Here is a 20881-nt window from a genome sequence, read left to right as displayed (position 1 = left end):
AGGGGCTCGCCGCTGGGCAATACTCGGGCGGGTGTTCATGTCGATCTCCACCACAGGCAGCGCCGAGAGCCCGGCCACGGATCTCGGGTTCCTGCTGCACAAGCACCCCGGCAAGGTCCAGCAGTTCGCGACGTCGCACGGCGAGGCCCACGTCTTCTATCCGGAGGCGGGGGACGAGGTCTGCACGGCGGCGCTGCTGCTGGACGTCGACCCGATCGCGCTGGTCCGAAAGGGCCGGGGCAAGGGCCGCGGCGGCTCGCCGGACTTCGCGCTCGCCCAGTACGTCAACGACCGCCCCTACGCCGCGTCCTCGCTGCTCGCGGTGGCGCTGCGGACGGTGTTCCGGTCCGCGATGAAGGGCGTCTGCCCGGCCCGCCCCGAGCTGCCCGAGCAGGCCAGGCCGCTGCGCATCGTGCTGCCTGCGGTGCCCGCGAACGGCGCGGGCGAGGGCGGCGGCGCGGCGCTGGTGGCCCGGCTGTTCGAGCCGCTGGGCTGGCGGGTCGAGGCGGCGGCGATCCCGCTGGACGAGGCGTTCCCGGAGTGGGGCGAGTCCCGGTACGTACGGATCGAGCTGGCCTCGGAGTCCGTCCGGCTGGCCGACGCGCTCCAGCAACTGTACGTCCTGCTGCCGGTCCTGGACGGTGCCAAGCACTACTGGGTCGCCCCGGACGAGGTGGACAAGCTGCTCGCCGCGGGCGAGGGCTGGCTGGCCGGCCACCCGGAGCGCGCAATGATCGCCCGGCGCTACCTGTCCCGGCGCTGGTCGCTGACCCGGGCGGCGATGGAGCGCCTGGAGCTGGCCCGGCTCGCCGAGGCGGACGACCGCGAGGTCGAGGAGATCGACAACGCGGTCGACGACCGCCCGGAGGAGGCCACGGAGGCCACGGAGGCCACGGAGACCGCGGAGGTTGCGGAGGCGGCGGCCGAGCCCCGGCAGCCGTCCCTCGCCGAGCAGCGTCGCACCGCGATCCTCACCGCCCTGCGGGAGGTGGGCGCGGCCAAGGTCGCCGACCTCGGCTGCGGCCAGGGCGAGCTGATCGGCGCGCTGCTGAAGGACGCCCGGTTCACCGAGATCCTGGGCGTGGACGTGTCCGCGCGGGCGCTGCAGGTGGCGGTCCGCAAGCTGCGCCTGGAGCGGCTGCCGGAGCGCCAGGCGGCCCGGGTGCGGCTGGCGCAGGGTGCGCTGACGTACACCGACGCTCGGCTGAAGGGCTTCGACGCGGCGGTGCTGTGCGAGGTGATCGAGCACCTGGACCTGCCGCGGCTGCCCGCGCTGGAGTACGCGGTGTTCGGCGGCGCCCGCCCGGGGGCCGTGGTCGTGACCACGCCGAACGTCGAGTACAACGTCCGCTGGGAGACCCTCCCGGCGGGCAGGGCTCGGCACGCCGACCACCGCTTCGAGTGGTCGCGCGCCGAGTTCCGGGCCTGGGCGGAGCGGGTGGCTGCGACCTACGGGTACACCGTGGTGCTGCGCCCGGTCGGCCCGGACGACCCGGAGGTCGGCCCGCCGACGCAGCTGGCCCTGTTCCGTCTCGGCACCGAGGCCACCGAGGCCACCGAGAGCGCCGCTGCCACGGACGCCACCCCGGCCGAACCGACCGACACCCCCGCGACGCCCGAAGGAGGCGAGCCCCGATGAGCGACGAAGCGACCCCGACGGCCGAGCAGCCGGCGCAGGCCGACCAGCCTGTGCCGTCCGAGCTCCCCGCCCCCGCCGAGCCCCGCCGCCTCCCCGTCACCGACGTCTCCCTGGTCGTCCTGATCGGCACCAGCGGCGCGGGAAAGTCCACCTTCGCCCGCCACCACTTCCTGCCCACCCAGGTCATCTCCTCCGACTTCTGCCGCGGCCTGGTGGCCGACGACGAGAACGACCAGTCCGCCTCCGCCGAGGCCTTCGACGTCCTGCACTACATCGTCGGCAAGCGCCTCGCGGCCGGCCGCCTGACGGTCGTGGACGCCACCAACGTCCAGCTGGAGTCGCGCCGCCAGCTGGTGCGGATCGCCCGCGACCACGACGTGCTGCCGATCGCGATCGTCCTGGACGTCCCGCCGGGCGTCTGCGCGGAGCGCAACCGCTCCCGCCCGGACCGCCAGCTGCCGGCCCACGTCATCCCCCGGCAGAACCGCGAACTGCGGCGCTCCCTGCGCGGGTTGGAGCGCGAGGGCTTCCGCAAGGTGCACATCCTGCGCGGCGAGGCCGAGGTGGCGGCGGCCGAGATCGAGCTGGAGAAGCGCTACAACGACCTGCGCCACCTCACCGGCCCGTTCGACATCGTCGGCGACATCCACGGCTGCCGCGCCGAGCTGGAGACCCTGCTGACCAGGCTCGGCTACACCCTCACCCGGGACGCCGAGGGCCGCCCGGTGGACGCTGCGCACCCCGAGGGCCGCACCGCCGTCTTCGTCGGCGACCTGGTCGACCGCGGCCCGGACACCCCTGGCGTGCTGCGCCTGGTGATGGGCATGGTGGCGGCCGGCCACGCACTCTGCGTGCCGGGCAACCACGAGAACAAGCTCGGCCGCGCGATGGACGGGAAGAAGGTCACCGTCTCGCACGGCCTGCAGGAGTCGCTGGACCAACTGGCCGACGAGTCCGAGGAGTTCAAGGCCGAGGTGCGCGCGTTCATGCGCGGCCTGGTCAGCCACTACCTGCTGGACGGCGGCGCGCTGGTGGTCTGCCACGCCGGTCTGCCGGAGAAGTACCACGGCCGCGCGTCCGGCCGGGTGCGCTCGCACGCGCTGTACGGGGAGACCACCGGCGAGACCGACGAGTACGGGCTGCCGGTGCGCTACCCGTGGGCGGAGGAGTACCGGGGCCGGGCGTTGGTGGTGTACGGCCACACGCCGGTGCCGACGGCGAGCTTCGTCAACAACACCATCTGCCTCGACACCGGCTGCGTCTTCGGTGGCAGCCTGACGGCGCTGCGCTACCCGGAGCGCGAGCTGGTGAGCGTCGAGGCCGAGCGCGAGTGGTACGCGCCGGTCCGTCCGATGCACACGGACGCGCCGGGCGCCCGGGAGGGCCGTCCGCTGGACCTCGCCGACGTGGCGGGCCGGCGGATCGTCGAGACCGCGCTGCACGGGCGGATCGCCGTCCGGGAGGAGAACGCGGCGGCGGCGCTGGAGGTGATGAGCCGCTTCGCGCTGGACCCGCGGCTGCTCGCCTACCTGCCGCCGACGATGGCGCCGACCGCCACCTCCCGCCGGGACGGCTGCCTGGAGCACCCCGAGGAGGCGTTCGCCGGCTACCGCGCGGACGGCGTCCGGCACGTCGTGTGCGAGGAGAAGCACATGGGCTCGCGGGCGGTGGTGCTGGTGGCCCGGGACGAGGCGGCGCTGGAGAAGCGCTTCGGCGTGGCCGGTCCGGGCGCCGTCTGGACCCGGACGGGCCGGGCGTTCCTCGCCGACGACGGGCTGACCGCCGCCGTGCTGGGCCGGGTGCGGGAGGCCGCCGAGCGGGCCGGACTGTTCGAGGAGCTGGGCACCGGCTGGCTGCTGCTGGACGCCGAGCTGATGCCGTGGTCGCTTAAGGCGGTCGAGCTGCTGCGCCGCCAGTACGCGGCGGTCGGCGCGGCGGCGGGCGCCGCCCTGCCGGAGGTGCTGTCCGCGCTGGAGCGGGCGGCCGGGCGCGGCCTGGACCTCGCGGACCTGACCGCCCGGCAGCGGCAGCGGGCCGCCGACGCGCAGGCGTTCACCGAGGCGTACCGGCGGTACTGCTGGCCGACCGAGGGGCTGTCGGGCATCCGCCTGGCGCCGTTCCAGGTGCTGGCCGCCGAGGGTGCGAACCTCGCGGTGCGTCCGCACGACGAGCACCTGGCCTGGATCGACCGCCTGGTCGCGGCGGACGACGCGGACGCGCCGGTGCTGCACCGCACTGGGCGCCTCGTGGTGGACACCGCGGACGACGCGTCGGTGGCCGCCGGCATCGCCTGGTGGGAGGAGCTGACCGGGGCGGGCGGCGAGGGCATGGTGGTCAAGCCGCTGGCCTCGCTGGTGCGGACCGAGCGCGGCGAGGGCCGTCCGGGCGGGCTGGTGCAGCCGGGGGTGAAGGTGCGCGGCCGGGAGTATCTCCGGATCATCTACGGCCCGGACTACACCGGGCACCTGGACCAGCTGCGCCGGCGCACCCTGGGCCACAAGCGCTCGCTCGCGCTGCGCGAGTACGCGCTGGGCCTGGAGGCGCTGGACCGGCTGGCCGCCGGCGAGCCGCTGTGGCGGGTGCACGAGCCGGTGTTCGCCGTGCTCGCGCTGGAGTCGGAGCCGGTCGACCCGCGCCTGTAGCCGGTTACCCCATGCCGGTGGACCCGTTCGACCAGCGCTGGTAAGTCGACCGAGAATCGAGGGGGAGTCCGACCTGGGCTCCCCCTCGTTCACCTACAAGCTGCATACAAATTCCGAGTATCGTATACACTTGCCGCTTTCCCGTTCGTCCCGTCACCCCAGGAGCCCGGTATGGCGTTCAACCTCCGGAACAGGCACTTCCTCAAGGAGCTCGACTTCACGCCCCAGGAGTTCCGCTTCCTGGTGGACCTCGCCGCGCAGCTCAAGGCCGCGAAGTACGCGGGCACGGAACAGCCCCGGCTGCGCGGCAAGAACATCGCGCTGATCTTCGAGAAGACCTCCACCCGGACCCGCTGCGCCTTCGAGGTCGCCGCGCACGACCAGGGCGCGAGCACCACCTACCTTGACCCGTCCGGCTCGCAGATCGGCCACAAGGAGTCGATCAAGGACACCGCCCGGGTGCTCGGCCGGATGTTCGACGGCATCGAGTACCGCGGCCACGGCCAGGAGGTCGTCGAGGAGCTGGCCGCGCACGCCGGAGTCCCGGTCTGGAACGGCCTCACCGACGAGTGGCACCCGACCCAGATGCTGGCCGACGTGCTCACCATCACGGAGCACACCGCCAAGCCGCTCCCCGAGGTCGCCCTCGCCTACCTCGGCGACGCCCGCTCCAACATGGGCAATTCGCTGCTGATCACCGGCGCCCTGCTCGGCATGGACGTCCGGATCGTCGCGCCGCGCGCGGTCTGGCCGGCCGAGGACGTGCAGAAGGCGGCGCAGGCCCTGGCCGAGTCCACCGGCGCGCGGATCACCCTGACCGAGGACGTGGCCGAGGGCGTGGCCGGCGCGGACTTCCTCTACACCGACGTCTGGGTCTCGATGGGCGAGCCCAAGGAGGTCTGGGCGGAGCGGATCGAGCTGCTCAGGCCGTACCAGGTGTCGATGGACACCGTCCGGGCCACGGGCAACCCGGCCGTGAAGTTCCTGCACTGCCTGCCCGCGTTCCACGACCTCGGCACGGTGGTCGGGCGGCAGATGTACGAGGCGACCGGCATGACCGAGCTGGAGTGCACCGACGAGCTGTTCGAGTCGGCACACTCCATCGTGTTCGACCAGGCCGAGAACCGCCTGCACACCATCAAGGCGGTCCTGGTCGCGACGCTGGGCTCCTGACGGCTACTTCTCCTACTTCTTCTCCAGCTTGACGCAGGCCACCCGGTCGCCAGCCGCGTGCGGGCCGGCCGGGGTGCCCGCGTGGAGCACCAGCGACCGCGCCTTGCCCGGCCGCGGCTGCCAGTCCACCGCGGCCGAGGCGGTGCCGTCGCCGCGCTCGTCGGTGCGCAGCACCAGCCGCAGCTCGTTGCGCTCGTTGGCGTACGCCGGGTCGGTGGACGGCTGCACCGGGTCGACGACGTCCTGGTAGTGCGGCCCGGACACGGCTGGGTCGGCCCCACAGGTGCCGGTGTGCAGGTGCACCGGGAACCCGTGCCCGGGCGCGAGCCCGGCGACCGTCAGGGTGAGCACCGTCCGCCCGGGCGCCGAGCGGTCGGTGACGACGGTGGCGTGCGAGCCGTACGGCACGAGGTCGCTCGCGTAGCTGATCGCGGCCGGCGGGACGAAGGCCGTCGCCGGGTCGAAGTCGGCCTCGACGACGGACACCGGCGAGGTGGCGGGGGCGAGCAGCGCGAGCGGCAGCAGGGCGGCGAGGAACGGGGCGGACATCGGCGGGCCTCCACGGGCAGGGTGACGGGCACCCTGCTCAACGGCGCCGGGCCGCCGTGGACACCGTCGTCACTCCGCCGTGCGGTGGATGCCCCGGATCTCGCAGCGCGGCCCGCTGGCCCGCATCAGCCGCAGGTCCGCGGTGATCAGCGGCACCCCGTACTGCTCGGCAACGGCGACGTAGGCGGCGTCGTCCGGGGTGAGGTTGTCCTTGAGCTCCCAGATCCGGCCGAGCAGCGGCGCGACCTCGACCTTGCGGATCGCCAGCCCGGCCAGCTCGGTGGTGAGTTCGGCGACCCGCTCGGCGGTCAGCTCCTTGGCCAGGTAGAGGCCGCGCAGCGACTGCATCACCTCGATGACGATGTGCTCGGGCGCCAACCATTCACCGTCGGCGGCGAGTTCGGCCCGGGCCGCGGCACCGCGCACGCCCTCGTCGGCCAGCGCGAGCACCAGCGCGGACGCGTCCACCACGATCATCGGTCGGCCCCCGGTCCTTCCCAGCGTGTTACTTCACCGGCCACCGTACCCGGACGGGCTCGGGGCGGAGGGGACGGGTGTCGTAGAGCCGGCCCCGGACGGCATGTTCCGCCCCGGAGTGTCGTCGTGGAACGGCCGGATCGCCTGTTCGGCCCGCGTCGCCTCCTCGGGGGTGATCCACTCCTGGAAGCCGGCGGCCATGGCGGCGCTCTTCAACTGGTCGAGGGTTAGCGGCAGTCCGTCCCGGATCGTGTTGGCCTTCGCCTGGCCCGCGACCTCCGCCGTGTTGTAGGCGCTGACTGTCACCTTGGTGTTGTCGGGCCGCAGCAGGGTGACGTTGCGGGTGAGGACGTCGCCGATGGCCCGCTCGGTGAGCAGCAGGTGGCTGCCGTCCGGGAGCACGCTGCCGGAGCAGTAGCGGTACTGGCCGTTCACGTTCACTTTGTCGCAGCTGAAGTGGTCGTCGTATCCCAGGACGAACGGGTCCTTGCCCGGGCCCGGCGGGTACGACCCGGGCCGGTACAGGGCGCCGATGCCGCCGTCGACCTGGACGCTGACGTCGGCCGGGCCGGTGCCGTCGTCGTAGAGGAGGCGGGCCCGGACAGCCACGTTCGTCATCTCGGGGCCGGTCCAGCCGACCAGGGAGGAGTAACCGGAGTATCCGGAGGTGTGCCCCGGCGGCAGTGCCCGGGCGAGGGTGAGGACGGCCGCGTGCCCGGTCAGGGCGACCATTTCCTTGTTGGCGCCGCTGCCGGGACTCAGGTGTTCGGCGCCGTCGTCCGACTTCTGCAACGGCTGCGGGAACTGCTTGGCCGGGGTCGGCAAGGCGGAGGAGGCCGCGGCGGTGGACGGCGGAGTGCCACCGTCCGGCCGCAGGGCGACCGAGCCGCCGACCGCCAGCGCGGCGACCGCCGCCACGGAGGCGGCCACCGTCAGCCGGCGGCGGCGCCGGATCGACCGACCCCGCCGGGCACTCGCGACGACCAGCGGGCCCAGGTCGGGGCCGACGCCGTTCATCGCCTGCTCGAAGGTGGCGGACAGCATCTCGCCGTCCACATCCGGCTCGTTCATGGTCTGGTCCCTTTCTCAGCAGCAGAAGGTGAGTCGTGAGCCCCGGCGCCGGCCGGTGCGGAACCCCGCGCCGCACCGGCCGGTGCCGGGTGGTCCGGTGGTGAGGCGCTCTCAGGAGCGGGTGAGCTGCTCGGCCGCCTCCGGCCCGAGCACCGCGCGCAGCCGCCCGAGGGCGCGCAGCGACTGGGCGCGCACCGCGCCCGCGCTGAGGCCGAGTTCGGTGGCGGTCTCCTCGGTGCTGCGGTCCTCCCAGTAGCGCAGGACGAGCACCGCCCGGTCGCGCGGCGGCAGTTCGGCGAGCGCCGTGAGGAGGGTGACGCGCAGCGCCGGGTCGTCCTCGGGTACGGCGCCCTCGGGCAGGTCGCCGAGGGCGGGGCGTTCGCCGGTGCGGCGCAGGCGGCGGTGGGAGAGGTAGCTGCGGACGAGCGCGCTGCGGGCGTAGGCGTCCTGGTTCTCGGCGCGGCGGACCTTGGGCCAGGAGGCGTAGAGCTTGGCGAGGGTGACCTGGGTGAGGTCCTCGGCGAGGTGCCAGTCGCCGCAGAGCAACAGCGCGGTGCGGAAGAGGCGCTGCCCCCGGCTGTACGCGAAGCTCTCGAACTCCGCGGCCTCCTCGGCCCGTCGCGTTCTCCTGATCACCGCTGTCCCCTCGAAACCCCGTGAATCGTGGCGTCGCCACCCCTTGTGCACGGTTAGACGCCTGAGCCCGGAGACCGCGTTACGGGCCCGAGCCCGGAGACCGCGCTACGGGCCGAGGAGCGGCGCCGCGAGCAGCCCGGCGAGCAACGACGTGGTGTTGGCAGTGCCGGAGGCGATCCAGGGCAGCGGGTCGCGCGGGCGCAGCCCGGCGAAGAGGCACAGCAGCAGCGCCTCGACCACGCAGACCGCCGCCTCGCTGAGCCCGAACGCCGTCCAGTACGCTGCGGCGGGCCCGCCGGTCCAGTGCCGGAGGGTCCACCAGAGCAGCGGGTGTGTCACCAGGTTGACCAGCACGGCGGCCGTCGCGGCCCGCCCGGGGCGGACCTGCCCGGCGCGCACGAGGGCGGCGGTGTAGACGGGTGTCTCGGTCAGCAGGGTGAGGGCAAGGGCCACCGGGTAGCGCACGGCGGGGATCGTGCCATGGAAGGGGGAGCATGGCGACCACCACCAGCACAGGGACGCCCACCAGCACAGGGACACCCACCAGCACAGGGACACCCACCAGCACAGGGACACCCACCGGCGCCCGGACACCCACCGGTGCCTGGCCCGCCGCCGGGCCGACGCTCCGGCTGGGCGCGGTCCCGCAGGCGGGCTTCGCGCTGGCGGGCGCACTGGCGCTGGCGCTGGCGCTGCGGGCGCCGACCGGCCTGGCGGTGCTGGGCCTGGCGGCCTTCGGGCTGCTCCACAACGTGCTGGAGCTGCGGTACGTGGCAGGCCGGTTCGCGGTGGTGCTGGCCGGCCCGCTGCTGCGCCTGCTGCTCCTCCTGGTCACCGGCATCGTCGTGTGCCGCCTCCTGCCGCCCTCCCGGATCTCCCAGTCGGCGGAGATCCTGCTCGCGTACGGGCTGCTGGCGGCGGCCTGCTGGTACGGGCTGCGCGGCCGGCCGCTGCTGCTGGCGGGGAGCGCCGTGGTGCTGGCGGGGGCGGCGGCCGGGTCGCTGGCGTTCCCGGCGTACCACTTCGTGGTGCTGGCGCATCTGCACAACGTGGTGCCGCTGCTGTTCCTGTGGGAGTGGTCGCGGCGGCTGGCGCGGGGGCGCGCGGTGTTCCTCGTACTGCAGTTCACCTGGGTGCTGCTGGTGCCGGCGCTGCTGCTGGCCGGCGTGCTGGACGGCTGGCTCGCCACCAGTTCGGGTGGTTGGACGCAACGGCTCGCCGCGGCCTACACGCCGCCGGCCTGGCTGGGCCCGCACACGGGGCTCCGCTTCCTGGCGGTGTTCGCCTTCCTGCAGACGATGCACTACGTGGTGTGGGTGTGGTTCCTGCCGCGCTACGCGCCGGAGGCCGCGGAGGGCTTCGAGGCCCGGGTGCCGGCCCTGAGCGGCGCGAGGGCCTGGGCGCTGGGAGCGGCGGCGGGCGGGCTGCTGGCGGTGCTGTTCGCGGTTGACTACGCGCAGGGCCGGGCGCTGTACGCGGCGGTGGCGAGCTACCACGCCTATCTGGAGTTCCCGGTGCTGCTGATGCTGGTCCTGGGCCTGGGGACCACCCGTCGGGACCTCACGACACGACCGAAACGATTCGAGGAGAACGCATGACGACGACCCTGCTGGCCGATGTCGCCCCCGAGCCGGTCGCCGCCGGCGGCGGCGGCCTGCTGGTGGTATTGCTGCTGCTCGGCGGGGTGGTGGCGGGCGCGGTCTGGCTGATCCGGCTGGAGCGCAAACGCCGTGGCCCGGATGGCCGCTGACCTGCGCCGATACACACCCGGGCATGCCTGCGGTGGTGAACACGGCAGCATGCACTATGGTTTATCTCGACATCGAGATAACTGCCCCTTAGGATATATCTCGACATCAAGATACTTTGCCGAGGGGCGCTCCCGGCGATGCGGGCAAGGTGAGCCTAAGTAAGGCTGACCTTACCACCGTGGCGGCCGGATATCGCACGAAGCACCCAGAAGGAGTCAGTCGTGTCCGCGAACAGCTTCGACGCCCGCAGCTCGCTGCAGGTGGGCGACGAGTCGTACGAGATCTTCAAGCTCTCCGCCGTCGAGGGTTCCAAGCGGCTGCCGTACAGCCTCAAGGTGCTGCTGGAGAACCTGCTCCGCACGGAGGACGGCGCGAACATCACCGCCGACCACATCCGCGCGCTCGGCAACTGGGACGCCAGCGCCCAGCCGAGCCAGGAGATCCAGTTCACCCCGGCCCGCGTGATCATGCAGGACTTCACCGGCGTGCCGTGCGTGGTCGACCTCGCCACCATGCGTGAGGCCGTCAAGGAGCTGGGCGGCGACCCGGCGAAGATCAACCCGCTGGCCCCGGCCGAGCTGGTCATCGACCACTCCGTCATCGCCGACAAGTTCGGCACCCCGGACGCCTTCGTCCAGAACGTCGAGATCGAGTACGGCCGCAACAAGGAGCGCTACCAGTTCCTGCGCTGGGGCCAGACCGCGTTCGACGAGTTCAAGGTCGTCCCGCCGGGCACCGGCATCGTCCACCAGGTGAACATCGAGCACCTGGCGCGCACCATCATGGTCCGGGGCGGCCAGGCCTACCCGGACACCTGCGTCGGCACCGACTCGCACACCACCATGGTCAACGGCCTGGGCGTGCTGGGCTGGGGCGTCGGCGGCATCGAGGCCGAGGCCGCGATGCTCGGCCAGCCGGTCTCCATGCTGATTCCGCGCGTGGTCGGCTTCAAGCTCAACGGCCAGCTGCCGGCCGGCACCACCGCCACCGACCTGGTGCTCACCATCACCGAGATGCTGCGCAAGCACGGTGTGGTCGGCAAGTTCGTCGAGTTCTACGGCGAGGGCGTCACCGCGATCCCGCTGGCCAACCGCGCCACCATCGGCAACATGTCGCCGGAGTTCGGCTCGACCTGTGCGATCTTCCCGATCGACGCCGAGACCATCAACTACCTGAAGCTCACCGGCCGCAGCGCGCAGCAGCTCGCCCTGGTCGAGGCGTACGCCAAGGAGCAGGGCCTCTGGCACGACCCGTCGGTCGAGCCGGTCTACTCCGAGTACCTGGAGCTGGACGTCTCCACCATCGTCCCGTCGATCTCCGGCCCGAAGCGCCCGCAGGACCGCGTGATCCTGGCCGAGGCCGCCGAGAAGTTCGCCGAGGCGCTGCCGACGTACTCCGCCGAGGCCTCGAAGCCGACCACCGTCACCACCCCCGACGGCTCGACCTACGAGATCGACAACGGCGCGGTCGTGATCGCCTCGATCACCTCCTGCACCAACACCTCCAACCCCTCCGTCATGCTGGGCGCCGCCCTGCTGGCGAAGAAGGCCGTGGAGAAGGGCCTGCACGTCAAGCCCTGGGTCAAGACCACCCTGGCGCCCGGCTCCAAGGTCGTCATGGACTACTACGAGAAGGCCGGCCTGCTCCCGTACATGGAGAAGCTGGGCTTCAACCTGGTCGGCTACGGCTGCGTCACCTGCATCGGCAACTCGGGCCCGCTGCCCGAGGAGGTCTCGGCCGCGGTCAACGAGTCCGACCTGGCGGTCGTCTCGGTGCTCTCCGGCAACCGCAACTTCGAGGGCCGGATCAACCCGGACGTCAAGATGAACTACCTGGCCTCGCCGCCGCTGGTGGTCGCCTACGCCCTCGCCGGCAACATGAACGTCGACATCACCAAGGAGGCCCTGGGCCAGGACGCCGACGGCAACGACGTCTTCCTCGCCGACATCTGGCCGTCCGAGCAGGAGGTCGCCGAGGTCGTCGCCGGCTCCATCGACGAGGCCATGTTCGACAAGGGCTACCAGGACGTCTTCGCCGGTGACCACCGCTGGCAGTCGCTCCCGGTCCCGACCGGCAACACCTTCGAGTGGGACGCCGAGTCCACCTACGTCCGCAAGCCCCCGTACTTCGAGGGCATGGCCAAGACCCCGAGCCCGGTGACCGACATCGCCGGCGCCCGCGTCCTGGCCAAGCTGGGCGACTCGGTCACCACCGACCACATCTCCCCGGCCGGCAACATCAAGCCGGGCACCCCGGCGGCGCAGTACCTGACCGCCAACGGTGTCGAGAAGCGCGACTTCAACTCCTACGGCTCGCGCCGCGGCAACCACGAGGTCATGATCCGCGGCACCTTCGCCAACATCCGCCTGCGCAACCAGATCGCGCCGGGCACCGAGGGCGGCTACACCCGCGACTTCACCCAGGCGGACGGCCCGGTGTCGTTCATCTACGACGCCTCGCAGAACTACCAGGCCGCCGGCATCCCGCTGGTCGTCCTGGCCGGCAAGGAGTACGGCTCCGGCTCGTCCCGCGACTGGGCCGCCAAGGGCACCGCGCTGCTGGGCGTCAAGGCCGTCATCGCCGAGTCGTACGAGCGCATCCACCGCTCGAACCTGATCGGCATGGGCGTCCTGCCGCTGCAGTTCCCGGAGGGCGAGAACGCCGAGTCCCTCGGTCTGACCGGCGAGGAGACCTTCTCCATCACCGGCGTGACCGAGCTCAACGAGGGCCGCACCCCGAAGACCGTCAAGGTCGTCGCGGGCGACAAGCAGTTCGACGCGGTCGTCCGCATCGACACGCCCGGTGAGGCGGACTACTACCGCAACGGCGGCATCCTGCAGTACGTGCTGCGCTCGCTCATCGGCTGATAGCGCACAGCGGCTGAACTCCGGCGCAGGAGCCTGGCGGCCGGGCCGTACCCCTTCCGGGGTGCGGCCCGGCCGTCGTTGTAGTACCACGGAGCCAGGATCCCCCTTCACGTGCCGTCCGTCAGGCCCGGTCGCAGCCCTGCGCGCGCAGGGCCCGGGCGAGCTCGTCCCGGCCCTCGATCACCAGGCGGCGCAGCGCCGGCGCCGCGTCCGGGTGGCCGGCCAGCCAGGCGTCCGCCTCGGCCAGCGTCTGCTCGCCGACCTGGGCGCGCGGGAAGAAGCCGCCGACGATCCGCATCGCGATCTCGATGGTCCGCTCGGCCCAGACCCGCTCCAGCAGCTTGAAGTAGGGCGCCGCGTAGAGGGCGGTGAGGTCACGGTGCGCGGGCAGCGCAAAGCCGGCGATGTTCGCCTCGACCAGGGCGTTCGGCAGCTCGTCCGAGTCGACGACGGCGGACCAGGCGGCGGCCTTGGCCTCGGGGGTGGGCCGGGCGGCCAGGCACTGGGTGTACTGGCGCTTGCCGCTGGCGGTGTTGTCGGCGGCCAGCTCCCCGGCCAGCTCCTCGTCGGTGGCCTGGCCGGCGGCGGCCAGGGCCAGCCACAGCGACCAGCGCAGCTCCTGGTCGACCTCCAGGCCGTCGATCCGGGCGCTGCCGACCAGCAGGCCGCGGACCAGGCCGAGGTGCTCGGCGCCGCCGGCGGTCTGGGCGAGGAAGCGGGCCCAGGCCAGCTGGTGGTCGCTGCCGGGCACGGCGTCGCGCAGCTCGCGCAGGGCGCTGTCGGCGAGCAGGCGGCTGCCCTCGCCGCGCCAGGCCGGGTCGGCGTACAGGTCGACGGCGCCCTTGGCCTGGGTGTGCAGCGACTGCAGGACGCCGATGTTGCCCTCGTGGCCGGCGAAGCGCAGCACCAGGGCGACGTAGTCGCGGGCGGGCATCAGGCCGTCGCGGGTGAGGTTCCAGACGGCGGACCAGGCGAGCGCGCGGGCCAGTTCGTCGCGGATGTCGCCGAGGCCGGTGCGCAGCGTCTCCAGCGAGTCGGCGTCGAAGCGGATCTTGCAGTAGGTGAGGTCGTCGTCGTTGAGCAGGACGAGCGCCGGGCGGGGGCGGCCGGCTGCCTCGGTGACGACGGTGCGCGCGCCCGTGACGTCGAGCTCGATCCGGGCGGTGCGCACCAGCGCGCCGTCGGTGTCGTGGTCGTAGAGGCCGACGGCGATCCGGTGCGGGCGGAGCCCACGCGACGGAGTCGCAGAATCGTCCGCAGCCCCGTCCTGGAGGACGGCGAGTTCGGTGATCCGGCCGTCGGCGTCGGTGGTGACCTGCGGGGTGAGCGAGTTGACCCCGGCGGTCTGCAGCCACGCGGCGGCCCAGGCCTTGAGGTCGCGGCCGCTGGTCTCCCCCAGGATGTCCAGCAGGTCGGCGAGTTCGGTGTTGCCGAAGGCGTGCCGCTTGAAGTAGCGGCGGGCGCCCTCGAAGAAGGCCTCCGAACCGGCGTACGCCACCAGCTGCTTGAGGACGGAGGCGCCCTTGGCGTAGGTGATGCCGTCGAAGTTGAGCTTGGCGTCTTCGAGGTCGCGGATGTCGGCGGTGATCGGGTGGGTGGTGGGGAACTGGTCCTGCCGGTAGGCCCACGCCTTGCGCTGGTTGGCGAAGGTGACCCAGGCCGAGCTGTACCGGGTGCGGGCGCCGATCAGGCCGTAGGAGCCCATGAAGTCGGCGAAGGACTCCTTCAGCCACAGGTCGTCCCACCAGCGCATGGTGACCAGGTCGCCGAACCACATGTGCGCCATCTCGTGCAGGATGACGTTGGCGCGGCTCTCGTAGGCGGCGTCGGTGACCTTCGAGCGGAAGATGAACTCCTCGCGGAAGGTGACGCAGCCGGGGTTCTCCATGGCGCCGATGTTGTACTCGGGCACGAAGGCCTGGTCGTACTTGCCGAACGGGTACGGGTAGTCGAACTCCTCGTGGAAGAAGTCGAGTCCGAGCTTGGTGACGCCGAGGATCTCGTCCGCGTCGAAGTAGCGGGCGAGGGACTTGCGGCACATCGCGGAGAGCGGGATCTCCAGCGTGCTGCCGTCGGGCAGTTCGCGGCTGTAGTGGTCGCGGGCGACGTGGTAGGGGCCGGCGACGACGGCGGTGAGGTAGGTCGAGATCGGCTTGGTCGGCGCGAACTCCCAGGTGCGGGAGCCGTCCTCCTCGGTGACGCTCTCGTGGACGGCGTTGGACCACACGTCCCAGGCGGCCGGGGCGGTGACGGTGAAGGTGAACGGGGCCTTCAGGTCGGGCTGTTCGAAGTTCGCGAACACCCGGCGGGCGTCGGCCGGCTCGTAGTGGGTGTAGAGGTAGGTCTCGCCGTCGACCGGGTCGGTGAAGCGGTGCAGGCCCTCGCCGGTGCGGCTGTAGGCGCAGTCGGCCTCGACGGTGAGGACGTTCTCGGCGGCGAGCCCGTCGACGTGGACGCGGGCGCCGTCGAACGCGGCGGCCGGGTCGACCGCGCGGCCGTTCAGGGTGATCGAGCGGACGGCGGGGGCGAGCAGGTCGAGGAAGGTGGCGGCGCCGGGCTGGGAGCAGCGGAAGGCGACGGTGGTGGTGGAGCGGAAGGTCGCGGCCGCGGGGTCGGGGGCCGAGGCCACGTCCAGCCGGACCTGGTAGCCGTCCACGGTCAGGATGCTGGCCCGGTGCTGGGCTTCGTCGCGGCTCAGGTTCTTGCCCGGCACGGCGGTACTCCTTTGTCCGGCTCGCACGGTGGTGCGTCTCTGGTGGTGCGGTCCGATGCGCGGGTGTGCGGCGCATCGAGGGGCATCCTTTCACGCCCTCCCTCGCCGGTACCATTGCACAGGCCGGTCGGCCGGGGCGGAATCAGCGGAGTGGGACGGGTGTTGGCGTCGTGGGGGTGGAACTTCCTCCTCCCCGGACACTCACTTGAAGGGCGACCGCAGTGACGACTGCCGCCGAGCGCAAGACCGCCGACTTCTGGTTCGACCCGGCCTGCCCGTGGGCGTGGATGACGTCCCGCTGGCTGATCGAGGTCCAGCAGCTGCGTCCGGTGGACGTGAACTGGCACGTGATGAGTCTGTCGGTGCTCAACGAGCACCGCGACCTGCCGCAGAACTACCGCGAGCTGCTGGACAACGCCTGGGGCGCGGTGCGGGTCTGCATCGCCGCCGCCCAGCACCACGGCGACGAGGTGCTCGGCCGGCTCTACACCGAGCTGGGTCTGCGCATCCACAACCAGGGCCTCCCGCAGAACCGGGAGACCATCGAGGCGGCGCTGGTGGCCGCGGGCCTGCCGGCCGAGCTGGCGGACGCCGCCGACACGGACGCGTACGACGAGGCCCTGCGCGCCTCCCACAAGGAGGGCATCACCCTGGTCGGCGAGGACGTCGGCACCCCGGTGATCGCGGTCGAGGGCGTGGACGGCGAGCGCGTCGCCTTCTTCGGCCCGGTCGTCACCCCGACCCCGCGCGGCGAGGCCGCGGCCCGGCTGTGGGACGGCACCCTGCTCGTCGCGTCCACCCCGGGCTTCTACGAGATCAAGCGCACCCGGACGGCGGGCCCGTCGTTCGAGTAGGCCCCCGGCAGCATGCGACAGGCCCGGTACCGCTCGGCGGTACCGGGCCTGTCGCGCAGAGGCGTTGGGAGTTGGGGAGTTACGAGCCGAGCGCGGCCGCGTCCCGGCGCTGCTTGAGCAGCCCGGCCGCCGTCAGCAGGGCGACCAGCACCCCGGCCGCGTACAGCTGCTGCCGGTTGCCGTCGGTGGTGGTCATCAGCGCGAGGATGCCGGCCACGGCAGCCATGGCCAGCCAGGTCAGGTACGGGTAGCCCCACATCTTCACGGTGAGCAGCTCGGGCGCCTCGCGCTCCAGCCGGCGGCGCATCCGCAGCTGGACGACGCAGATGAACAGCCAGACCACCAGGATCGCCACGCCGGTGGTGTTCATCAGCCAGGTGAACACGGTCGCCGGCCAGAACTTGGCGGCCAGCACGGCGCCGAAGCCGAACAGGCAGGAGGCCAGCACCGCCCGGCGCGGCACCCCGCCGCTCACCTTGGCCAGCACCTTCGGGCCCTGCCCGCGGCCGACCAGCGAGTACGCCATCCGGGAGGCGCCGTAGATGTTGGCGTTCATGGCGGACAGCAGCGCGATCAGCACCACCACCTCCATGATCGTCCCGGCGCCGGGCACCCCGAGGTGGCGCAGCACGGTGACGTACGGGCCGTCCTGGACGACCGAGGGGTCCTTCCAGGAGACCAGGGTGACGACCAGGGCCATCGAGCCGATGTAGAAGATCGCGATCCGCCAGACCGCCGTCCGCACCGCGTTGGCGACGTTCTTCTTGGGGTCGTCGGACTCGGCGGCGGCGATGGTGACGGTCTCCAGGCCGCCGTATGCGAACACCGAGGCGAGCAGGCCGACGATCAGTCCGCTGACGCCGGTGGGCAGGAAGCCGCCCTGACCGGTCAGGTTGGTCGCGCCGGGGGCGCCGGGGCCGAGCACACCGGCGATGCCGAGCCCGCCGAGGACCAGGAACGCGATGATCGCGGCGACCTTGATGGTGGCGAACCAGAACTCGAACTCGCCGAAGTTCTTCACGGCGGTGAGGTTGCTGGCGCAGAAGAAGACCATGAACAGGCCGACCCAGACCCAGGCGGAGACGCCGGGGACCCAGCCGTTGACGATCTTCCCGGCGGCGGTGGCCTCGGCGGCGACGCCGCAGCAGAGCATCACCCAGTACATCCAGCCGGCGGTGATCCCGGCCCAGGGGCCGACCTCCTTCTCGGCGTGGACGGAGAACGAGCCGGAGGCCGGGCGGGCGGCGGACATCTCGCCGAGCATCCGCATGATCAGCATGACCAGCAGGCCGGAGAGGGTGAATGCCAGGATGATCGCCGGGCCGGCCGCCGCGATGCCCGCGCCGGAGCCGACGAAGAGGCCGGCGCCGATCACCCCGCCCAGCGCGATCATCGACAGGTGGCGCTGTTTGAGCCCGTGCGAGAGCTGCTGGCCGGCGGCCGGGGGAGTGGCGGTGCTCCCGGGCGCCGGGGGCGCGGAGGTGGGGGCCATGGAGACGGATCCAGACTGTGCGGAATGCGGCATGAGCTGTCCAATATCCGGGGACACTGCAGTTCATGCCAACGGCGGCCGATCCGGGCCCACCATGCGGACCCCGTGGTGACGCAAACCGCCATGCATCGTCACTCTCCGCCGATGGGCCGGACCCGACAACCGCCCCCGGCGGGGGTTTGTCCGAAACCGTGACGGCCACGGAGTCGATCACCACGTAGGTTCACAGGTGTTCACTCACCTGCGCACTCCTTGGAGGAGAGCCCCATGGCCACTGCCGGCACCCCGATACCGAGCCGCGCCGTCCTCGCCGATCTGCTGCCCGCCGCCACCACCCGGCTGGGCGCCCAGGCCCGCGACCTGGCCCTGGTGGCCGGCGGCGCCGCGCTGACCGGTGTGGCCGCCCAGCTGTCGGTCAACGTCCCCGGCTCGCCGGTGCCCGTCACCGGGCAGACCTTCGCCGCCCTGCTGGTCGGCACCGCGCTCGGCGCCCGCCGCGGCATCGCCTCGCTCGGCCTCTACCTGCTGGCCGGCCTGGCGGGCCTGCCCTGGTTCGCCGAGGGCACCTCCGGCTGGGCCATGCCCTCGCTCGGCTACGTGCTCGGCTTCGTCCTCGCGGCCGGCCTGACCGGCGCCCTGGCCCGCCGCGGCGCCGACCGCACCCCGGTGAACACCGCCGTCACGATGGTCCTCGGCAGCCTCGCCATCTACGCCGTCGGCGTCCCGTACCTGGCGTTCTCGCTGCACGTGTCCCTCGCCCGGGCCGCCGAGCTGGGCCTCTACCCGTACCTGGTCGGCGACGCGCTGAAGGCCGCCCTCGCCGCCGGCGCCCTCCCGCTCGCCTGGAAGCTCCTCGGCCGCCGCTGACGCCGTTCCCGCACCCTTGCGGAGCCCGGGTGTCCGCGCATGCCACACTCATGGGCATGCGCGTGTACCTGGGCTCCGACCATGCCGGATACGAACTGAAGAACCACCTCGTGGAGTGGCTGAAGGGGGCCGGCCACGAGCCGGTCGACTGCGGCCCGCACATCTACGACGCCGAGGACGACTACCCGCCGTTCTGCCTGCGCGCCGCCGAGCGCACCGCCGCCGACGCCGAGGCGCTCGGCATCGTGATCGGCGGCTCCGGCAACGGCGAGGCGATCGCCGCCAACAAGGTCAAGGGCGTGCGGGCCGCGCTGGCCTGGAGCGTGCAGACCGCCGAGCTCGGCCGCCAGCACAACAACGCCAACGTGATCTCCATCGGCGGCCGGATGCACACCGCCGAGGAGGCCACCAAGTTCGTCGAGATCTTCCTCAACACCCCGTACAGCGGCGAGGCGCGGCACACCCGCCGGATCGAGATGCTGAGCGAGTACGAGACCACCGGCGAGCTCCCGCCGATCCCGGCCCACCACCCCCAGGGCTGAGCCCCCCTTTCCACCCACCCTCCGACGGCCGGCCGCACGCTCCAGTGCGGCCGGCCCTGTCGTTCCCGGCCACGCGCACCCTGTGTCATCGGCCACAGCCCACCGGCGTGCGAAAACCCCGCCGCGCGGGGCGCATGCGCCGCCCGCCTGGTTCGTACGCCCAACCGGCGCACGCCTCCTGACGCCGCGCCCGCCCCCGCGCCGATCGGCCGAAACCTGCTGACGCGCCCGCGCCACGGCGCGACCGCCCGCGTCCGAGCCGTCGACGCCGGGCGGTGCCCGTGGATAAGGTCGGGCCCCATGGCTGGCAGACCGCCGGGCGCACCGCCCCAGACGACTGCGACGAGGCCCGGCGCCGCCCCGGCGTCCGAGTCCGTGACGGCCCGGCTGCGCAAGAGACTCCGCCGGGTCCGCCGAAGGCTGCGCACCGCCGGTGTCGACTACTTCCGCGGCGGCGCCGCCGACTGGCCGGTGCTCTGCGCGCTCGCCCTGCTCGTCCCCCTGCTGATCCTGCTGAACATCTGGATCCCAGCCTGGGCCCCGCCCACCGCCCTCGTGCTGCCGATCCTGGCCGGCGCCCTGCTGCTGCGACCCGGCAGCCTGGTGGTGCTCTACGCGCTCGCCGCGCTCGGCCTGTCCGCCGAGTCCGTGATCCACACCGGCGAGCGGGTCGCCAGCCTGAACCCGGAGGCCTACACCTACGGCGTCACCCCGGGCGCGGCCCTCGTGGTCGGCGCCGCCGGGGTCGGCGGCCTGCTGCTGGCCCAGTTCCGGGCCCGGGTCGGCGTGCCCTGGTGGGGCGGCTCCACCATGCTGTTCGACCTGCGCGAGCGGCTGCGGGTGCAGAGCCGCGTCCCCGAACTGCCGGACGGCTGGCACGCCGACATGGCGCTGCGCCCGGCCGGCGGCCAGTCCTTCTCCGGGGACTTCGTGGTCGCCGCCCGCACCGGCCCGGGCCAGCGGGTGCTGGAGGTGGTCCTCGCGGACGTCTCCGGCAAGGGAATGGACGCCGGCTCCCGGGCGCTGCTGCTCTCCGGCGCCTTCGGCGGCCTGCTCGGCTCGCTGCCCGCGCACGACTTCCTGCCCGCCGCCAACGGCTACCTGCTGCGCCAGTCCTGGGAGGAGGGCTTCGCGACCGCCGTCCACCTGGTGCTCGACCTGGACACCGGCGAGTACGAACTGCTCTCCGCCGGGCACCTGCCCGGCATGCAGCGCCTCGCCGGCGCCGGGCGCTGGGAGGTCAAGGAGGCCACCGAGGGCCCGCTGCTCGGCATCTACGACGGCGCCAAGTTCGAGGGCGTGCGCGGCCGGCTGAACCGCGGCGACGTGCTGATGCTCTGCACCGACGGCATGGTCGAGGCGCCCGGCCGGGACCTCGCCGAGGGCATGGACCGGCTGATGGGGGAGGCGGACCGGCTGGTCCCCGGCGGCGGTCCGGGCACGGGCAGCGGCGCCGCCGGGGCGCTGATCGAGACGGTCGCCCGGGACATCAACGACGACCGCGCGGTCCTGCTGCTCTGGCGCGACTGACGGGATCGCGGCTGACGGACCGGCAGCTGGGGAGCCGTCGGTTGAGGAGGTGCCGGCGGAACCGCCCGTTCCCCGGCA

Annotated in this window: 17 protein-coding genes; 10 read left to right on the top strand and 7 right to left on the bottom strand. The window is 72.7% G+C overall.

Annotated elements, in window-relative coordinates:
• Window positions 1-37: 37 nt before the first annotated feature.
• From KV557_RS30410 to argF, 3 genes are all read left to right on the top strand, one after another.
• On the top strand, window positions 38-1639 hold the full coding sequence (locus KV557_RS30410; RefSeq protein ID WP_256178166.1) for a 3' terminal RNA ribose 2'-O-methyltransferase Hen1: 1602 nt from the start codon (window positions 38-40) through the stop codon (window positions 1637-1639).
• Window positions 1636-4281, top strand: a complete 2646-nt coding sequence (locus tag KV557_RS30405; protein WP_218204759.1) for a polynucleotide kinase-phosphatase — start codon at window positions 1636-1638, stop codon at window positions 4279-4281. Before KV557_RS30410 ends, KV557_RS30405 begins: the two co-directional genes overlap by 4 nt.
• A gap of 171 nt (window positions 4282-4452) precedes the next feature.
• The gene (argF, locus tag KV557_RS30400) at window positions 4453-5454 is read left to right on the top strand and encodes an ornithine carbamoyltransferase (RefSeq protein WP_218204758.1); all 1002 of its coding nucleotides are present in this window, start codon (window positions 4453-4455) and stop codon (window positions 5452-5454) included.
• Between the two features lie 12 nt (window positions 5455-5466).
• Here argF and KV557_RS30395 read toward each other — a convergent pair whose 3' ends face one another.
• The 5 genes from KV557_RS30395 to KV557_RS30375 form a co-directional block, all read right to left on the bottom strand.
• Entirely contained in the window at window positions 5467-6003 is a 537-nt protein-coding gene (locus KV557_RS30395) for a superoxide dismutase family protein (protein WP_218204757.1), read from the bottom strand.
• Between the two features lie 69 nt (window positions 6004-6072).
• Entirely contained in the window at window positions 6073-6480 is a 408-nt protein-coding gene (locus KV557_RS30390; RefSeq protein WP_218204756.1) for a type II toxin-antitoxin system VapC family toxin, read from the bottom strand.
• A gap of 33 nt (window positions 6481-6513) precedes the next feature.
• Window positions 6514-7551 carry a hypothetical protein gene (locus tag KV557_RS30385; protein WP_218204755.1) on the bottom strand — a complete coding sequence of 346 codons (1038 nt, stop codon included), beginning with the start codon at window positions 7549-7551 and terminating at the stop codon, window positions 6514-6516.
• Between the two features lie 111 nt (window positions 7552-7662).
• Window positions 7663-8187 carry a SigE family RNA polymerase sigma factor gene (locus KV557_RS30380; protein WP_308130146.1) on the bottom strand — a complete coding sequence of 175 codons (525 nt, stop codon included), beginning with the start codon at window positions 8185-8187 and terminating at the stop codon, window positions 7663-7665.
• Window positions 8188-8292: 105 nt separating this feature from the next.
• Entirely contained in the window at window positions 8293-8652 is a 360-nt protein-coding gene (locus tag KV557_RS30375) for a hypothetical protein (protein WP_218204754.1), read from the bottom strand.
• 29 nt (window positions 8653-8681) lie between these two features.
• Between KV557_RS30375 and KV557_RS30370 the strand changes: the two genes are divergently transcribed.
• From KV557_RS30370 to acnA, 3 genes are all read left to right on the top strand, one after another.
• On the top strand, window positions 8682-9785 hold the full coding sequence (locus KV557_RS30370) for a hypothetical protein (protein ID WP_218204753.1): 1104 nt from the start codon (window positions 8682-8684) through the stop codon (window positions 9783-9785).
• Window positions 9782-9937 carry a hypothetical protein gene (locus KV557_RS30365; RefSeq protein ID WP_218204752.1) on the top strand — a complete coding sequence of 52 codons (156 nt, stop codon included), beginning with the start codon at window positions 9782-9784 and terminating at the stop codon, window positions 9935-9937. The genes KV557_RS30370 and KV557_RS30365 overlap by 4 nt, the downstream gene beginning before the upstream one ends.
• Before the next feature lie 222 nt (window positions 9938-10159).
• Window positions 10160-12805 (top strand): aconitate hydratase AcnA, encoded by a 2646-nt coding sequence (gene acnA / locus KV557_RS30360; protein WP_218204751.1) that lies wholly within the window; start codon window positions 10160-10162, stop codon window positions 12803-12805.
• Window positions 12806-12926: 121 nt separating this feature from the next.
• On the opposite strand, the gene pepN is transcribed toward acnA, so the two are convergent.
• Window positions 12927-15518 carry an aminopeptidase N gene (gene pepN / locus KV557_RS30355; protein WP_218204750.1) on the bottom strand — a complete coding sequence of 864 codons (2592 nt, stop codon included), beginning with the start codon at window positions 15516-15518 and terminating at the stop codon, window positions 12927-12929.
• A 221-nt stretch (window positions 15519-15739) separates the two neighbouring features.
• Between pepN and KV557_RS30350 the strand changes: the two genes are divergently transcribed.
• The gene (locus tag KV557_RS30350; RefSeq protein ID WP_218204749.1) at window positions 15740-16372 is read left to right on the top strand and encodes a DsbA family protein; all 633 of its coding nucleotides are present in this window, start codon (window positions 15740-15742) and stop codon (window positions 16370-16372) included.
• A gap of 79 nt (window positions 16373-16451) precedes the next feature.
• On the opposite strand, the gene KV557_RS30345 is transcribed toward KV557_RS30350, so the two are convergent.
• Window positions 16452-17864, bottom strand: a complete 1413-nt coding sequence (locus tag KV557_RS30345; protein ID WP_218204748.1) for an amino acid permease — start codon at window positions 17862-17864, stop codon at window positions 16452-16454.
• A 267-nt stretch (window positions 17865-18131) separates the two neighbouring features.
• Here KV557_RS30345 and KV557_RS30340 point away from each other — a divergent pair, with 267 nt between their 5' ends.
• The 3 genes from KV557_RS30340 to KV557_RS30330 all read left to right on the top strand — a co-directional run bounded on the left by KV557_RS30340 (window position 18132) and on the right by KV557_RS30330 (window position 20803).
• Window positions 18132-18731: a biotin transporter BioY gene (locus tag KV557_RS30340; RefSeq protein WP_218204747.1), complete on the top strand. Its 600-nt coding sequence runs from the start codon at window positions 18132-18134 to the stop codon at window positions 18729-18731.
• A 56-nt stretch (window positions 18732-18787) separates the two neighbouring features.
• Complete coding sequence (locus tag KV557_RS30335) at window positions 18788-19273, top strand: ribose-5-phosphate isomerase (protein WP_218204746.1); 486 nt, start codon at window positions 18788-18790, stop codon at window positions 19271-19273.
• 300 nt (window positions 19274-19573) lie between these two features.
• Window positions 19574-20803, top strand: a complete 1230-nt coding sequence (locus tag KV557_RS30330) for a PP2C family protein-serine/threonine phosphatase (RefSeq protein ID WP_218204745.1) — start codon at window positions 19574-19576, stop codon at window positions 20801-20803.
• Window positions 20804-20881: the final 78 nt, after the last annotated feature.

It is taken from the genome of Kitasatospora aureofaciens (assembly GCF_019192735.1).
Taxonomy (GTDB): domain Bacteria; phylum Actinomycetota; class Actinomycetes; order Streptomycetales; family Streptomycetaceae; genus Kitasatospora; species Kitasatospora aureofaciens_A.
The sequence above is the reverse complement of the archived record's forward strand: the minus strand, read 5'-3'. Positions and strand labels throughout refer to the sequence as shown.

Coding starts and splice junctions, on each gene's coding strand:
- KV557_RS30335 (WP_218204746.1), top strand. CDS start 18,788: ATGCGCGTGTACCTGGGCTCCGACCATGCCGGATACGAACTGAAGAAC.
- KV557_RS30405 (WP_218204759.1), top strand. CDS start 1,636: ATGAGCGACGAAGCGACCCCGACGGCCGAGCAGCCGGCGCAGGCCGAC.
- KV557_RS30345 (WP_218204748.1), bottom strand. CDS start 17,864: ATGGCCCCCACCTCCGCGCCCCCGGCGCCCGGGAGCACCGCCACTCCC.
- KV557_RS30390 (WP_218204756.1), bottom strand. CDS start 6,480: ATGATCGTGGTGGACGCGTCCGCGCTGGTGCTCGCGCTGGCCGACGAG.
- KV557_RS30330 (WP_218204745.1), top strand. CDS start 19,574: ATGGCTGGCAGACCGCCGGGCGCACCGCCCCAGACGACTGCGACGAGG.
- argF (WP_218204758.1), top strand. CDS start 4,453: ATGGCGTTCAACCTCCGGAACAGGCACTTCCTCAAGGAGCTCGACTTC.
- KV557_RS30410 (WP_256178166.1), top strand. CDS start 38: ATGTCGATCTCCACCACAGGCAGCGCCGAGAGCCCGGCCACGGATCTC.
- KV557_RS30395 (WP_218204757.1), bottom strand. CDS start 6,003: ATGTCCGCCCCGTTCCTCGCCGCCCTGCTGCCGCTCGCGCTGCTCGCC.
- KV557_RS30370 (WP_218204753.1), top strand. CDS start 8,682: ATGGCGACCACCACCAGCACAGGGACGCCCACCAGCACAGGGACACCC.
- KV557_RS30365 (WP_218204752.1), top strand. CDS start 9,782: ATGACGACGACCCTGCTGGCCGATGTCGCCCCCGAGCCGGTCGCCGCC.
- KV557_RS30385 (WP_218204755.1), bottom strand. CDS start 7,551: ATGAACGAGCCGGATGTGGACGGCGAGATGCTGTCCGCCACCTTCGAG.
- KV557_RS30340 (WP_218204747.1), top strand. CDS start 18,132: ATGGCCACTGCCGGCACCCCGATACCGAGCCGCGCCGTCCTCGCCGAT.